10 protein-coding genes and 1 riboswitch are annotated in these 15,107 nt (G+C 73.6%); of the genes, 3 read left to right on the forward strand and 7 right to left on the reverse strand.

Features of this window, described 5'->3' with window-relative positions:
• Positions 1-330: 330 nt before the first annotated feature.
• Positions 331-1,452, reverse strand: coding sequence for a cobalt-precorrin-5B (C(1))-methyltransferase (locus OG522_RS19630; RefSeq protein WP_329464290.1), 1,122 nt, complete (start codon positions 1,450-1,452; stop codon positions 331-333).
• Positions 1,453-1,487: 35 nt separating this feature from the next.
• On the opposite strand from OG522_RS19630, the gene OG522_RS19635 reads away from it, so the two are divergent.
• Positions 1,488-2,234 carry a cobalt-precorrin-6A reductase gene (locus tag OG522_RS19635; protein WP_329464291.1) on the forward strand — a complete coding sequence of 249 codons (747 nt, stop codon included), beginning with the start codon at positions 1,488-1,490 and terminating at the stop codon, positions 2,232-2,234.
• On the opposite strand, the gene OG522_RS19640 is transcribed toward OG522_RS19635, so the two are convergent.
• The 3 genes from OG522_RS19640 to OG522_RS19650 all read right to left on the reverse strand — a co-directional run bounded on the left by OG522_RS19640 (position 2,219) and on the right by OG522_RS19650 (position 6,028).
• Positions 2,219-3,736 (reverse strand): precorrin-2 C(20)-methyltransferase, encoded by a 1,518-nt coding sequence (locus OG522_RS19640; RefSeq protein WP_329464292.1) that lies wholly within the window; start codon positions 3,734-3,736, stop codon positions 2,219-2,221. The two genes, OG522_RS19635 and OG522_RS19640, sit on opposite strands and share 16 nt — an antisense overlap.
• Positions 3,733-4,374: a precorrin-8X methylmutase gene (locus tag OG522_RS19645; protein WP_329464293.1), complete on the reverse strand. Its 642-nt coding sequence runs from the start codon at positions 4,372-4,374 to the stop codon at positions 3,733-3,735. Before OG522_RS19645 ends, OG522_RS19640 begins: the two co-directional genes overlap by 4 nt.
• Positions 4,375-4,483: 109 nt before the next feature.
• Entirely contained in the window at positions 4,484-6,028 is a 1,545-nt protein-coding gene (locus OG522_RS19650; protein ID WP_329467648.1) for a cobalamin biosynthesis protein CobG, read from the reverse strand.
• An 818-nt stretch (positions 6,029-6,846) separates the two neighbouring features.
• A riboswitch (cobalamin riboswitch) is annotated at positions 6,847-6,951 on the forward strand.
• Positions 6,952-7,043: 92 nt separating this feature from the next.
• Here OG522_RS19650 and cobN point away from each other — a divergent pair.
• Entirely contained in the window at positions 7,044-10,694 is a 3,651-nt protein-coding gene (gene cobN / locus OG522_RS19655; RefSeq protein WP_329464294.1) for a cobaltochelatase subunit CobN, read from the forward strand.
• A gap of 14 nt (positions 10,695-10,708) precedes the next feature.
• On the opposite strand, the gene OG522_RS19660 is transcribed toward cobN, so the two are convergent.
• Positions 10,709-12,397 (reverse strand): sigma-70 family RNA polymerase sigma factor, encoded by a 1,689-nt coding sequence (locus OG522_RS19660; protein ID WP_329464295.1) that lies wholly within the window; start codon positions 12,395-12,397, stop codon positions 10,709-10,711.
• A gap of 443 nt (positions 12,398-12,840) precedes the next feature.
• On the opposite strand from OG522_RS19660, the gene OG522_RS19665 reads away from it, so the two are divergent.
• A complete protein-coding gene (locus tag OG522_RS19665) occupies positions 12,841-14,010 on the forward strand; it encodes a Dyp-type peroxidase (protein ID WP_329464296.1) in 1,170 nt (389 codons plus the stop codon).
• A gap of 21 nt (positions 14,011-14,031) precedes the next feature.
• Here OG522_RS19665 and OG522_RS19670 read toward each other — a convergent pair whose 3' ends face one another.
• Together OG522_RS19670 and OG522_RS19675 are read right to left on the reverse strand one after the other, a co-directional pair.
• On the reverse strand, positions 14,032-14,505 hold the full coding sequence (locus tag OG522_RS19670; RefSeq protein ID WP_329464297.1) for an RICIN domain-containing protein: 474 nt from the start codon (positions 14,503-14,505) through the stop codon (positions 14,032-14,034).
• 40 nt (positions 14,506-14,545) lie between these two features.
• Positions 14,546-15,010 carry an RICIN domain-containing protein gene (locus OG522_RS19675; protein WP_329464298.1) on the reverse strand — a complete coding sequence of 155 codons (465 nt, stop codon included), beginning with the start codon at positions 15,008-15,010 and terminating at the stop codon, positions 14,546-14,548.
• Positions 15,011-15,107 lie beyond the last annotated feature (97 nt).

Genomic DNA, 15,107 nt, shown 5'->3' on the forward strand with positions numbered 1-15,107 from the left:
GGGCGCTCGCCCAGGCCCCCGCCTCCCGCTCCTCAAACTCCCCAAGGCCTTAAGGGCCAGGGGGGACCCCCATGACGGGCTGGGGTCGAGTGCCGGTGCGGACCGGTGGGGGCTGGTCGCGCAGTTCCCCGCGCCCCTGGCGGGATGCGGTGCGGGTCCCCGGGCCGTGCTCCGGATCCCCGACGACCGTCAAGCCGCGGACCGGTGGGGGCTGGTCGCGCGGTTCCCCGCGCCCCTGGCAGGGTTGGTGCCGGCCCGCATCGGCATCCGTAGCCAGGCGGGTGGCTGGTCGCGCGGTTCCCCGGGCCCCTGGCGGGGTCGGGACCGGGGTCACGGACCAGCCGGATCGCTTCGGCCCACCACCGACCCCGCGCGGTCGATGCAGATCACGTCCACCACCACCGGTGCCCCCCGCAGCACTCCCAGCGCCTCGTCCCGTGCGCGGGTGGCCACCAGGTCGCCCAGCGGGATCCCCGCCGCCGTGCACAACTGAAGTGCCGCCAGGCCCGTGTTGGCCTCCCTCACCTGGTCCGCGAGGGACTCGTCCGCGCCGCCCTGCCGGGCCAGCGCGGCCAGGAAGGGCTTGTTCACCTGGGAGCGGGCCGAGTGGAGGTCCAGGTGGCCCGCGGCCAGCTTCGACAGTTTGGCGAAGCCGCCGCAGATCGTCAGGCGGTCCACCGGGTGACGGCGTACGTACTTCAGGACCGCGCCCGCGAAATCGCCCATGTCCAGGAGGGCGTCCTCGGGCAGGGCGTACTGCGCCATCACCGTCTTCTCCGAGGTCGAGCCCGTGCAGCCCGCCACGTGGCGGCGGCCCGCCGCCCTTGCCACGTCCACGCCGCGGCGGATCGAGTCGATCCACGCCGAGCACGAGTACGGCACGACGATGCCGGTCGTGCCCAGGATCGACAGGCCGCCCAGGATGCCCAGGCGGGGGTTCCAGGTGGAGCGGGCGATCTCCTCGCCGTGGTCGACGGAGACCGTGATCTCGACATCGCCCGGCGCACCGTGCCGCCCCGCCACCAGCGCCACGTGCTCGCGCATCATCTGGCGCGGCACCGGATTGATCGCCGGGTCGCCCACCGGCAGCGGCAGGCCGGGCAGGGTGATCGTGCCCACGCCCTCGCCCGCGCGGAACACGACGCCGGAGCCGGGCGGAAGGAGCCGTACCGTCGAACGGATCAGCGCGCCGTGCGTCACGTCCGGGTCGTCGCCCGCGTCCTTCACCACGGCCGCCATCGCGTGCCCGGCGGCCAGCTCCTCGGCCGCCAGGGCGAACGCTGGCGTCTGGCCCCGCGGCAGGGTGATCGTCACGGGGTCGGGGAAGTCGCCGGTCAGGAGCGCGGTGTACGCGGCCGTGGTGGCCGCCGTCGCACAGGCGCCGGTGGTCCAGCCGGGGCGCAGCCCGGTGTGCTTGAGTTGGGCGCCGCGCCCGCCCTTGGCCTCACTCATGATCCTCGGCCTCACTCACGAACGGAACCGATCCTGTGCACGTCTTGATTCTGGGGGGTACGGGCGAGGCCCGGCGGCTGGCCGGGCTGCTGTACGACGCGGACCTCTCCGGGATGCGCGTGACGAGTTCGCTCGCGGGGCGGGTCGCCGCGCCCCGCCTTCCGGCCGGCGAGGTCCGCGTCGGCGGGTTCGGAGGCGCCGAGGGGCTCGCCCAGTGGCTGCGTACGCACCGGGTGGACGTACTCATCGACGCCACCCATCCTTTCGCCCGGACGATCAGTTTCAACGCTGCGGCGGCCGCAGCCGCAGCCCATGTTCCCCTGCTCGCGCTGCGCAGGCCCGGGTGGGTCCCGCAGGAAGGCGACCGCTGGCACGCCGCGGACTCGCTGGACGACGCGGCGTCGCTGCTTGCGGAGCTGGGCCGCCGGGTCTTCCTGACCACGGGACGGATGGGCCTTGCCGCCTTCGCCCACCTCGACGAGCTGTGGTTCCTGATGCGCTCGGTGGACGCGCACGAGCCGCCCTGCCCGGCCCGAATGGAGGTGCTCCTGGACCGGGGCCCCTTCACCCTCGACGGGGAGCGGGAGGTGCTGCGGGCGCACGGGATCGACGTGCTGGTCACCAAGGACAGCGGAGGGGCCGCCACGGCGCCCAAGCTCACCGCCGCCCGCGAGGCGGGGATCCCCGTCGTCGTGGTGCGGCGGCCGCCCGTGCCGGACGGCGTGCGCGTGGCGGCCACCCCCGAGGAGGCGGCCGCCTGGGTGCGTCAGTTCTCCGGGTAGCGGCGCGGGGTCCAGACGATCTCCTCGCCGTCGCCCCGGCGTACCGTCCGCGTCTGCGAGGAGCCGATGAGCAGGATGGTGCGCATGTCGACCTCGGCCGGGTCCAGCTCGGCCAGGCGCACGATGCGGACCCGCTCGGCGAGCCCGCCCACGTCCCGCGCGACCACGACCGGGGTGTCCGGCGCCCGGTGCTCCAGGAGTAGTTCGCGGGCCTTGGCGACCTGCCAAGTGCGGCTCGCGGAGCCGGGGTTGTAGAGCGCGAGTACGAGATCGGCCGAGGCCGCGGCGTGCAGGCGCTCCGCGATGACCTCCCAGGGCTTGAGCCGGTCGGACAGCGAGATGGTGGCGTAGTCGTGGCCGAGCGGGGCGCCCGCGCGGGCGGCGGCCGCGTTGGCGGCGGTCACCCCCGGCAGAACCCGCACGGGGACGTCCGCGTACTCGGGCTGGGACGCGACCTCCAGGACGGCCGTGGCCATCGCGAAGATGCCCGGGTCGCCCCCGGATACGACCGCGACCCGCCTGCCCCGCATGGCCAGTTGGAGCGCGAATTCGGCGCGCTCGGACTCCACCTTGTTGTCCGATCCGTGCCGCCGCTGCCCCGGGCGCTCCGGCACCCGGTCCACGTACGTGGTGTAGCCCACGATGTCGTCGGCGGCGGCGAGCGCGCCCCGCGTCTCGGGAGTCAGCCACAGCGGCCCGGCGGGACCGGTGCCGACGACCACGACCTCGCCGCGCTCGCGCTCGGGGGGTGTGGCGTCGATCCGGCTGGGCAGCACCGCGACGGAGAAGTACGGCACCGACTCCGGGTCCACGTCGGCCAGTTGGCCGGTGCGCTCGCCCGCCATGGTGGCGCGTTCCACGTACCGCGCCTCCTCCAGGCGGCCCGAACGCTCCAGCGCGCGACGCACCTTGGTGAACGTACGCCCCAGCTTCATCACGACGGCCGAGTCGGTCGCGGCCAGGCGCGCGGTGAGCTCCTCCTCCGGCAGCGTGCCGGGCAGGATCGTGAGCACCTCCTCGGCCTCCACCAATGGCTCCCCGAGCCGGGCGGCCGCGGCGCTCACCGAGGTCACACCGGGGATCACCTCGGTGGGATAGCGGTGCGCGAGCCGCTTGTGCATGTGCTGGTACGAGCCGTAGAACAGCGGGTCGCCCTCGGCGAGCACGGCGACCGTGCGACCAGCGTCGAGGTGCTCGGCCAGCCGGGCCGAGGCCTCCTCGTAGAAGTCGTTGAGGGCGCCCCGGTAGCCGCCGGGGTGGTCGGTGGTCTCCACCGTGAGCGGGTAGACCAGCTTCTCCTCGATGTGGTCGGCACGGATGTGCTGCGCCGCGATCGAGCGCGCTATCGACCGGCCGTGGCGTGCCGAGTGGTACGCGACGACATCGGCCTCGGCGATCGCCTGGACGGCGCGGACCGTCATCAGCGACGGGTCGCCGGGCCCGAGCCCGACCCCGTAAAGCCGACCGCTGGTGTTGCCGGTCTCGTTGCTGTTCTCGTTCATTCCGTCTCACTCGCGATCGCGTTGAGCGCGGCGGCGGCGATCGCGCTGCCGCCGCGCCGGCCCCGTACCACCAGGTGTTCCAGGCCCGAAGGGTGCGCGGCGAGCGCGTCCTTGGACTCGGCGGCGCCGATGAAGCCGACCGGTACGCCGATGACGGCGGCCGGGCGCGGCGCGCCCTGCTCGATCATCTCCAGGAGACGGAAGAGCGCGGTGGGCGCGTTGCCGACGGCGACGACCGCGCCGTCCAGGCGGTCGCGCCACAGCTCCAGGGCGGCGGCGCTGCGCGTGGTGCCCATCTTCGCGGCGAGCTCGGGCACCGACGGGTCGGCCAGGGTGCAGATGACCTCGTTGTCGGCGGGCAGCCGCTTGCGGGTCACGCCGCTGGCGACCATCCGCGCGTCGCACAGGATGGGCGCGCCCGCGCGCAGCGCCTCGCGGGCGCGGGCCACGACGCCCGGCGTCCAGCCGAGGTCGCGGGTCAGGTCCGTCATGCCACAGGCGTGGATCATGCGGACCGCGACCTGGCTCACGTCGGCGGGCAGCCCGGCGAGGTCCGCCTCGGCGCGGATCGTGGCAAAGGACTGGCGGTAGATCTCCGCGCCGTCCTTCTCGTAGTCGAACACTGTGCTCCCGCTCATCTCGTGGTTGTTCCGTCGCCGCCCGGTTCCGCGGGCGTCGTACGTCCGCCGCCCGTCCGTGCCGGTTCTGCCGTACTCATGTCTGGCCGCCGTGCCGGTTCTGCCGTACTCATGTTCGGCCGTTCCGCGCTCGGGCGACCGCTTCGGCCAACTCGCTTTCCGGCACCGGGACTTCGCGTGCGGCCGCGCCCCGTACGGCGACCGTGTAGTGGCCATCGGCGGTCGCGGTCACGTCCACCCAGTCGCCCTGCGGATGCCCGCAGCGGCGTTCGCAACCGGACCAGTAGACCGGCAGCGCGCCCGGCCCCGGCAGGGCGTCCCGACGTACGTCGGCCAGCGCCTTGGCGCAGCCGGGCCGCCCGGTGCACGCCCCGACGCCGGTCCATGGCGAGCCCGGCGCGGTGATGAACCCGGCGTCGCCGAGCTCCCGCAACCGCTCCCGCGCCGCGCGCTCGCCGAACCCGGGCACGACGAATCCGCGCCAGGGGGTGACCCTGATCTCACCCGCGGGCCCGGCGAGCGCCCGCAGCCGGCGCGCGCCGACCCGGCCGAGCACGGGCACGACGACCAGGGTGTACGTGCCGTCGGGGCTTGCCACGATGCCGGGGGCGGCCGAGGCCGCGGGGATGTCCGCCGTGGCCGGAACCGTTGGCAGGTCCGTGGTTGCCGGGCCCGCTGGGACGTTCGCCGTGGCTGGGCCCGTTGGCAGGTCGGCTGTTGCCGAGCCCGCCGGGGCGTTCGCGGTTGCCGGGTCCGGGATGTCCGCGGGTGTTGAAACCGCCTGAGTGTTCGCCGTGGCCGGGCCCGGCGGGACGTCCGCCGTGGCCGGGCTCGCGCTGATGCCCGCGTGCTCCAGGGCCGTCGCGAGGTCCACCGCGCACCCCGGAGGGAGTTCGCGGACTCGCCACGCGCCGTTGCCCGCGGCGCTCGCGGTCGCCAGGAAGGCGTGCGCGGCGGCGAGCGCGGCGCGGCAGGCGTCGGCCCCGGCCACGCGCAGCGCGCTCGCACCGACGCGTACGACCGCCGTGTCCCCGCCCGGCTGTGCGAGCAAGGTCACATCGGCGCCGAGGCCCGCGACGTCGCCGCGGCCGTCGTCCAGGGCGAACAGGAACCGGCCCGAGAGTGCCGCCGTCCAGTCCCGGCCGCACAGCAGGGCGTCCAGTTCGCATAGCCATGGGCGCAGGTCGCCGTGGCCGAGGCCGTCGAGTCCGGCCAGCGGAGAGGCGATGATGTTGCGGACGCGCTCGTGCCGTTCGGAGGGCAACAGGCCTGCCCCGCGCAGGAGTTCGGCCAGGCCCGTCCCGCAGGAGTCGCCGAGCCCGCGCAACTCGGCGTTGCCGCGGGAGGTGATGCCGAGGTGGCCGTCTCCGTACCGCTCGGCCGCGGTGGCCAGCGCGTCGAGCTGATGATTCGTCAACATGCCGCCGGGCAGCCGGAGTCGGGCCAGGCGGCCGTCGTCGGCGGTGTGCAGCCGCAGGGCGCCGGGGCAGGCGTCGCCGCGGTCCCGCACGACGGGGGCCGGGCGGCCGGGTTCTCCGGTCGCATCCCGGTCCGGGGTGCGGGCCTCGCGTACGACAGCTCCCAAGGGGTCCTCTATACGGGGTTCGCCCTGGTTGGGAGGTGTTGAGGAGGGGGGCGGCATGGCGGCGAGCATACCCACGCGTGCGCCGGTGGCCACCCTGGGTTCTTCCCCCACCCCGCCCCTTCCCGAGACCCTCCGGCGGTGAAGGACCCTGGGGCTCCGCCCCAGACCCCGTTCGCGCCTGAAGGGCGCTCGTCCTCAAACTCCCCCAAGGCCTTAAGGGCCAGGGGGGACCCCCAGGACGGGCTGAAACGCTCCGTTGCGGGCCGGGGCCGATCCCGCCAGGGGCGCGGGGAACTGCGCGAGCAAGCAAGCAGGGCCCGCCCCCGACCGCCGCCCCCGGGTCAACCCTGCCAGGGGCGCGGGGAACTGCGCGAGCAAGCAAGCAGGGCCCGCCCCCGACCGCCGCCCCCGGGTCAACCCTGCCAGGGGCGCGGGGAACTGCGCGAGCAACCATCCACGGCTCGCACCCGACCGCCGCCCCCGGGTCAACCCTGCCAGGGGCGCGGGGAACTGCGCGAGCAAGCAAGCAGGGCCCGCCCCCGACCGCCGCCCCCGGGTCAACCCTGCCAGGGGCGCGGGGAACTGCGCGAGCAACCATCCACGGCTCGCACCCGACCGCCGCCCCCGGGTCAACCCTGCCAGGGGCGCGGGGAACTGCGCGAGCAACCACGCACGGCCCGCCCCCGACCGCCGCCCCCGGGTCAACCCTGCCAGGGGCGCGGGGAACTGCGCGAGCAACCACCGCACGCCCGGGGGAGCCCGCACCCCGCCCCGCCCGCGCGAGCGGCCCGCGGAGCCCAGCCGAGCAGCCCGGGACGACCCCGAGCGGCCAAAGACCGCCCTGGACGGGGTCGCTACTATGCAGGCAGCGGGCCACCTGGCCCGGCACGCCGGTGACGGCGTCAGGGGAGGAAGCCCGGTGTGATTCCGGCGCGGTCCCGCCACTGTGAGCCCGGACCCGAGCCCCGCTCGGCCGGGTGAGTCAGGAACTCCCCTTCCCCAGCTCCGGGTCCCGCCCGGCGCGGGGGAGACCCATTCCGACACCACCCGGGGCGCGGACACCCCGAGGAAGGCCTGACGCCGCATGCTGCACACGTCCGGGGAGCCCGCAGAGGACCCCCGCCCCATCCTGCTCCTGTCGACGTCCGACACCGACCTGCTCAGCGCCCGCGCCGCGAACGGCCCGGTGGGCTACCGCTTCGCCAACCCGTCCCGGCTCGCCCTGGACGAACTCCCCGCGCTCCTCGACGGCGCCGGACTCGTCGTTGTGCGCCTGCTCGGCGGCGTACGCGCCTGGCAGGAGGGCCTCGACGCGCTCGCCGAGAGCGGACTGCCCGTTGTCGTGCTGACCGGCGAACAGGCCCCGGACGCCCAGCTGATGGCGGCCTCGACCGTCCCCGTCGGCATCGCGGCCGAAGCGCACGCCTACCTCGCGCACGGCGGCCCGGCCAACCTCGACCAGCTCGCCCGCTTCCTGTCCGACACCGTGCTGCTCACCGGCCACGGCTTCGAGCCGCCCGCGCCCGCCCCGTCCTGGGGACCGCTGGAGCGTACGGCCACCGCCACCGGTACCACTGCCGCCACCGACGGCCCGACCGTCGCCGTGCTCTACTACCGCGCCCACCACATGAGCGGCAACACCGCCTTCGTGGACGCCCTGTGCGGCGCGATCGAGGACGCGGGGGGCCGGGCGCTCCCGCTGTACGTGTCCTCGCTGCGGGACCCCGAGCCCGCGCTCATCGAAGAACTGCGTGCCGCCGACGCCATCGTGACCACCGTTCTCGCGGCCGGCGGCACCAAGCCCGCCACCGCGTCGGCGGGCGGCGACGACGAGTCGTGGGACGCGGGCGCGCTCAGCGGCCTGGACGTGCCGATCCTCCAGGCGCTCTGCCTCACCGGCTCGCGCAGCGCCTGGGAGGAGAACGACGAGGGCGTGTCCCCGCTGGACGCGGCCAGCCAGATCGCGGTGCCCGAGTTCGACGGCCGCCTGATCACCGTGCCGTTCTCCTTCAAGGAGATCGACGAGGACGGACTCCCCTCGTACGTCGCCGACGCCGAGCGGGCCGCGCGAGTCGCCGGGATCGCCGTACGGCACGCGAAGCTGCGGCACATCCCGGCCGCCGACAAGCGCATCGCGCTCGTGCTGTCCGCGTACCCGACCAAGCACTCCCGGATCGGCAACGCGGTCGGGCTCGACACCCCCGCGAGCGCCGTCGCGCTCCTGCGGCGGCTGCGCGCCGAGGGGTACGGCTTCGGGCCCGAGGAGGAGATCCCGGGCCTCGTCTCCGGCGACGGCGACGAGCTGATCCGCGCCCTGATCGAGGCGGGCGGCCACGACCAGGACTGGCTCACCGAGGAGCAGCTCGCCGCCAACCCGGTCCGCATCCCGGCCGCCGACTACAAGCGCTGGTACGCGACGCTGCCCGGGGAACTGCGCGAGAACGTCGAGCAGCACTGGGGGCCGCCGCCCGGCGAGATGTTCCTGGACCGGTCCCGCAACCCCGAGGGCGACATCGTGCTCGCGGCCCTGCGCCGCGGCAACCTGCTGATCCTCATCCAGCCGCCGCGCGGCTTCGGCGAGAACCCGATCGCGATCTACCACGACCCCGATCTGCCGCCCTCGCACCACTACTTGGCCGCCTACCGCTGGATCGCGGCGTCCGCCGCCGACGGCGGGTTCGGCGCCGACGCGATGATCCACCTCGGCAAGCACGGCAACCTGGAGTGGCTGCCCGGCAAGAACGCGGGCCTGTCCGCCGCCTGCGGCCCGGACGCGGCTCTCGGCGACATCCCGCTCATCTACCCGTTCCTGGTCAACGACCCGGGCGAGGGCACCCAGGCCAAGCGCCGCGTGCACGCCACGCTGATCGACCACCTGGTGCCGCCGATGGCCCGCGCCGACTCCTACGGCGACATCGCGCGCCTTGAGCAACTCCTGGACGAGCACGCCCAGATCGCGTCCATGGACCCGGCGAAGCTCCCCGCGATCCGCGCCCAGATCTGGACGCTGATCCAGGCCGCGAAGCTCGACCACGACCTGGGGCTCGAAGACCGCCCCGAGGACGAGGGCTTCGACGAGTTCATCATGCATCTCGACGGCTGGCTCTGCGAGATCAAGGACGTCCAGATCCGCGACGGTCTGCACGTGCTCGGCAACGCCCCGGCGGGCGCCGATCGCGTCAACCTGGTCCTCGCGATCCTGCGCGCCCGCCAGATCTGGGGCGGCACCACCGCCCTGCCCGGCCTGCGCGAGGCGCTCGGCCTGGACGAGTCGGCGGCCACCCGCACCATCGCCGACGAGGCCGAGGACAAGGCCCGCGCCCTGGTGCAGTTGATGGACGACGCCGACTGGGACCTCGCCGCGATCCCGGCCGATCAGCCCCAACAGGTCCGCGCCATCCTGGAGTTCGCGGCCCGCGAGGTCGTCCCGCGACTCGCCGCGACCACCGCCGAACTCGACCACGCCGTGCACGCCCTGAACGGCGGCTTCGTACCGGCGGGCCCTTCGGGCTCCCCCCTTCGCGGCCTGGTCAACGTCCTGCCGACCGGCCGCAACTTCTACTCCGTCGACCCCAAGGCCGTGCCCTCCAAGCTCGCCTGGGAGACCGGCCAGGCCCTCGCCGAATCGCTGGTCAACCGCTACCGCACCGACAACGGCGACTGGCCGACCTCGGTCGGGCTCTCCCTGTGGGGTACGAGCGCGATGCGCACGGCGGGCGACGACGTGGCCGAGGCGATGGCGCTGCTCGGCGTGCGCCCGGTCTGGGACGACGCCTCGCGCCGCGTCACCGGCCTGGAGGCCATCCCGTACGAGGAGCTCGGCCGCCCGCGCATCGACGTGACCTTGCGCATCTCGGGCTTCTTCCGCGACGCCTTCCCGCACACCATCGGCCTGCTCGACGACGCCGTACGCCTGGCGGCCTCCCTGGACGAGCCCGCCGAGCACAACCACGTACGCGCCCACACCCAGGCCGACCTGGCCGAGCACGGCGACGAACGCCGGGCCACCACCCGCATCTTCGGATCGCGCCCCGGCACCTACGGTGCGGGCCTGCTCCAGCTCATCGACTCCCGCGACTGGCGCACCGACGCCGATCTCGCCGAGGTCTACACGGTGTGGGGCGGTTACGCCTACGGCCGCGAACTGGACGGGCGCCCGGCCCGGGACGAGATGGAGACGGCGTACAAGCGGATCGCGGTCGCGGCGAAGAACACCGACACCCGCGAGCACGACATCGCCGACTCGGACGACTACTTCCAGTACCACGGCGGCATGGTGGCGACCGTCCGCGCCCTGCGCGGGACCGCCCCCGAGGCCTACATCGGCGACTCGACGCGCCCGGAGACGGTCAAGACGCGCACCCTGGTCGAGGAGACCAGCCGGGTCTTCCGGGCCCGGGTCGTCAACCCCAAGTGGATCGAGGCGATGCGCCGCCACGGCTACAAGGGGGCCTTCGAACTCGCCGCCACCGTGGACTACTTGTTCGGCTACGACGCCACGACCGGCGTGGTCGCCGACTGGATGTACGACAAGCTCACCGAGACGTACGTCCTGGACCCGGCCAACCGCGAGTTCCTCCAGGACGCCAACCCCTGGGCCTTGCACGGCATCGCGGAGCGCCTCCTGGAGGCCGAGTCGCGCGGCATGTGGGCCAAGCCCGACCCGGCGGTCCTCGAAGCACTGCGCCAGGTGTACCTGGAGACCGAGGGCGACCTGGAGGAGGGCCAGGGCTGAGGCCGCCCGGCCGTTCAGCCCTGGGTGCCGAAGTCCTGCGTCCACCAGGGGCCGCCGGACCCGTAGTGCACACCGACGCCGACCTCCTTGAACGCGCAGTTCAGGATGTTGGCGCGGTGGCCGGGGCTGTGCATCCAGGAGTCCATCACCGACGCCGCGTCCTGCTGGCCGCGGGCGATGTTCTCGCCGTACGAGCTCCACTGGTACCCGGCGGCGGTGATGCGGTCGCCGGGGCCGGCGCCGCTCGGGTCGGTGTGGTCGAAGAAGTTCTGCGCGGCCATCGCCTCGGAGTGCTTCAGCGCCGCCGAGTACAGCTTGGGGTTGCTGGTGAGGGCGGAGCAACCGGCCTTGGCGCGCTCGGAGTTGAGCAGCGTGAGCACTTCCTGCGCGGCGGGCACCTCGGCACTGGCCGTGTTCGGCGCCGAACGGGCCGCGGACGTCGCGGGCTTCGGCGGGGCCGGGCGCGCGGACGGCTTGGCGGCGGGCGCGGTGTGCTTCTCCGGCGCCTTGCTGGGTGAACTGCCGGTCGCGGGGCGGGAGTTGGAGGCTGACGGCGACGGCGGTACGGGCTTGGTGCTGATGCCGTCGGCGGCCGCGTCGGTGGTGGTCTTGGCGGCGTCCGCGACGGAGTGGGCCGGGTCCTGCCCGGTGCCGGTCATGAAGTGCAAGGCCCCGCCGAGGGCGCCGACCACGGCCAGGGCGGCTATCACGGCGGCGGCCCGGCGCCGGCGCCGGGCCTGCCGGTCCCGGCGCAGATCACCCCGCGAGGCGGGCGCGCGGCCCTTGCGGGCGCCGTGGGTGGCGCGGTGCGAGCGGGGGGCGTGCGGGGCGTCGGTGGCGTGCGCCGCCGTCTGCATGCCCTGCGCCTGAGCGGCGCTCTGGCCGTGGGCGGCGTTCTGGAGGTTCGGCGTCTGTCCGTGCAGGGCGGCGAAGAGGCCCGCGGTGGCCGCGACCGGGACGAGGGCGAGGCCGACGAGGAGTCCTTCGGCGGGTATGAGCCCACTCCAGTGTCCGGAACACACCGCACAGGTTCGCGCGTGCCGGGCTATTCGCTTGCGCCACAGCGCGGAGGGCACGCCGTCCCATGACAGCGCGAGCCCCGACAGTTCGCCGCAGCGCTCGACGCCGGACAGGGCGCGCACGACGACGCGGGCCGTCTCCAGCTGGCCCTTCATGCGCTGGATGCGTACGGCCGCGTGCTCGGGGGACAGGTCGAGCGCCGAGGCGACCTCGCCCCGGGTGAGCACCCCGGCCGCCTCCAGCCACCACAGCGAGAGCAGCGCCCGGTCGTCGGGTTCCAGCCAGCGGGTGGCCTCGGTGACCTCCTTGCGCTGCCCGGAGAGCCCGAGCCGCACGATGGTGAGGTCCACGAAGTCGGCACCGGGGTCGGCGACGTCGTACGCGTCCTGGAGCCCGCCGTCGACGGGGGCGCGGCGGTGGCCCTGCCAGTACCGGCGGACCTCGTTCATGGTGACGGCGACCAGCCAGGACCGAAAGGCCGCCGGGTCCCGCAGCGAGCCGAGCCCGTCGAGCATCCGCAGCAGGCTCTCCTGCACGACGTCGTCGACGTCGGCGTGCCCGTTCAGCGCCCGGCCGACGATGTTGTAGACGAGCGGCAGATACTCGGCTATGAGCTCGTCGCGGGCCCGCTGGTCCCCGGCTCCGGCCGCGACGACCATCGCGGCTCCCTGTTCACTGATCACGCCTCGACCACTCTCCCCAGCACCGACCGAACCTAACTGACCCGACCCAAGGGAGAACACCCTGGCGGCCGTCGGATAACAGAAAACGGATTACGGAAATCGGATCACAGGAACCGGCCGGCGGAAACCGGACGACCGCCGGCCGGGTCACGGCGCGCCGGCGCCCCATGTCACCCGGGGCGTGCCCGACCCCCAGCATGTGGGAGCCGGCCGACGGAAACTCGGGGCACGGCTCGGCGAGCCGGGCGGCGCCGACCAGAGCAGCGGCGGCCACTCGGCCATTCGGTCATTCGGCCACGAGGCTGTCCTTCTGGGGCCGCGTTGCCGACATGCGCACCGGCCGACGAACCGCCGGGCGCAAAAACGCAGGAGCCGCGGAAACCCGGTCACCCAGCGCCGCAGGTGTATCGTGCCCAGCACCTTCCTGAGCGAAATGCACCGTTTTGTACGAAGAGTCGAGTGCCCCCAGGCCCGCCGTACCCCGGACCGCCGCCCCCCGGGTCGGCCGCCGCACCGTCCTGACCACCCTTCCCGCGGCGGTCGCGCTGACCGGATGCGGCCCCGCGCCGCGGCGTGAGCGGCGGCCCGAGCCCGGTGCGGCTCCGCGGCCGGTCCGCCAGCCGGGGGTCACCGAACCCCAGCAGCCGCACGCCCTCCTCATTTCCTACGACCTGACGCCCGGCACCCGCGGTGCCGCCGGGCGGGACGCGGTGCGGCGGCTGCTCGCCCGGTGGACCGAGCTGCTCGCCGCTGCCGAGCCCGGCCCCACCGCGACCGTGGGCATCGGCCCCGCGCTGCCCGCGCGGCTCGGCGCCGGCGCCCCCGAGGGTCTGCGCGAACTGCCCGCGTTCGTGGGCGAGCGCCTGGAGGCGGGGGCAGGCGGCGGTGAGATCGCCGTACAGATCTGCGCGCAGGACCCGCGGGCCTGCGAGCGGACGGCCGCGATGCTGGCGGGTGCGGGCGCCGGGGTGCTGCTGCCGCGCTGGCGCCAGTCCGGTTTCCTGCCGCCGGAGCGCCCCGGCGCCCGGTCGGGCCCCTTCACCTCCGTACAAGGGGGCGACACCCCGCGCAACCTCCTCGGCTTCAAGACCGGCACGGCCAACCCCACTCCGGCCGAGAGCGAGCACTGGGTGTGGCTGGCCGGCCGGAACCCGTACGCGGACGGCACCTTCCTCGTCGTACGCCGGGTGCGCCTGCGCACCGAGGAGTTCGGGCGGCTGCCGGTCAGCAGGCAGGAGCAGATCATCGGGCGGCGCAAGTACGGTGGCGAGCCGCTCGGCGGCGGAACCGAGCACCAGGACGTCGATCTGGAGGCGAAGACGCCGGAGGGCGCGCTCGTGCTGCCCGCCGACGCACACGTGCGGCTCGCGCATCCCCGGCTCGACAACGGCGCGCGGATGCTGCGGCGCGGCTACGCCTACGAGAACAGCCCCCAAGATCGGGGGCTGCTCTTTTTGGCCTATATGAACGATCCCGGGCTCTTCGTCCGCGTGCAGCAGCGGCTGGCTGCGGGGGACGCGCTCAACTCATTTGTCCAGCACCACGGTTCGGCGCTCTTCTACGTGCTGCCGGGCGCCCGCCCGGGGTTCCCGCTCGGCAGCACCGTGCTGTAGGCGTCCGCCGCTGTCAGGCCCTCAGGACCAGAGCTGGTAGACGTTCCCGTCGTTGCACTCGTGCGTGTAGACCTTGCTGGCGTCGTTGGCATCGAGGCATTCGCCGGTGGCCACGTTCTGCAGCTTCCAGCCGTCGCCGGTGTTGATCTCCCGCCAGCGCTGGTAGTCGTTCTGGCCGCTGCTGCAGGCCTCCACGTAGGCGTCGTGGTCGGTGTACCCAGCGAGGCAGGAACCCGGTACCTGCGCCATCCGCTCGATGAAGACATTGCCTCCGACGTTGACGTCGTGCCACTTCGAGGCGCCGAACGAACAGGGGTAGAGGCCCACGTCGTTCCAGCCGGAGTGGTGGTCCCACATGCCGCTGAGACAGCCTCCGCCGTTCTTGTGGTTCCACACGACGTCACCGTCCGCATGGGCCGCCGCGCTCGTCCCGACGATCAGGAGCGGTGCGACCAGGGCCGCACCCACCAAACGCCCAATACGCTGCCGAATCACTTCAGTTCCCCCTTGTTGTAGCGGTCTGCGGCAGGTTGTCTCAGTACCAGAGCTGGTAGACGTTTCCGTCGTTGCACTGGTGCATGTAGACGGAGCTTCCGTTGCTGTCGAGGCATTCGCCGGTCTGCCGGTTGCGCAGCTTCCAGCCGTTACCGGTGTCGATCTCGTCCCAGCGCTGGTAGTTGTTTCCGCTGCAGGACTCCAGGTAGACGTCGTGGTCCGTGTAGGCCGTCATGCAGTAGCCGGGGCTGGTCGCGTCCTTCTCAAGCCAGCTTCCGTCGCTCTGGTGCACGTCGTGCCAGAAGGCGACGGTGTTCTGACAGTTGTCGACCTCGACGTCGTTCGGCGTGCCCGCCCAGTTGTAGCTCGGCTCCAGGCACGCGTTGTCCGGCTTGTGGGTCCAGTGGACGTCCGAGTCGGCGTGGGCCGCCGCGCTCGTCGCCAGGACGAGGAGCGGAGCGGCTGCGAATGTTCCGACCGCCTGAGCTATGCGCTTGAGACGCATGTCTGATCCCCCTGTTTCGCAGTGCGACGGATTAGGTGTCCGGACTCGTGCGGAGTGCGGACCACGTCGGCGCCGACTCCCCGTTGGCGCCCTGCGC

This window comes from Streptomyces sp. NBC_01431, assembly GCF_036231355.1.
In the GTDB taxonomy this organism is placed as follows: domain Bacteria; phylum Actinomycetota; class Actinomycetes; order Streptomycetales; family Streptomycetaceae; genus Streptomyces.

Bases quoted from the DNA above. Each gene is read 5' to 3' on its own strand.
- OG522_RS19630 (WP_329464290.1), bottom strand. From the start codon at position 1,452: ATGAGTGAGGCCAAGGGCGGGCGCGGCGCCCAACTCAAGCACACCGGG.
- OG522_RS19640 (WP_329464292.1), bottom strand. From the start codon at position 3,736: ATGAACGAGAACAGCAACGAGACCGGCAACACCAGCGGTCGGCTTTAC.
- OG522_RS19645 (WP_329464293.1), bottom strand. From the start codon at position 4,374: ATGAGCGGGAGCACAGTGTTCGACTACGAGAAGGACGGCGCGGAGATC.
- OG522_RS19650 (WP_329467648.1), bottom strand. From the start codon at position 6,028: ATGCTCGCCGCCATGCCGCCCCCCTCCTCAACACCTCCCAACCAGGGC.
- cobN (WP_329464294.1), top strand. From the start codon at position 7,044: ATGCTGCACACGTCCGGGGAGCCCGCAGAGGACCCCCGCCCCATCCTG.
- OG522_RS19675 (WP_329464298.1), bottom strand. From the start codon at position 15,010: ATGCGTCTCAAGCGCATAGCTCAGGCGGTCGGAACATTCGCAGCCGCT.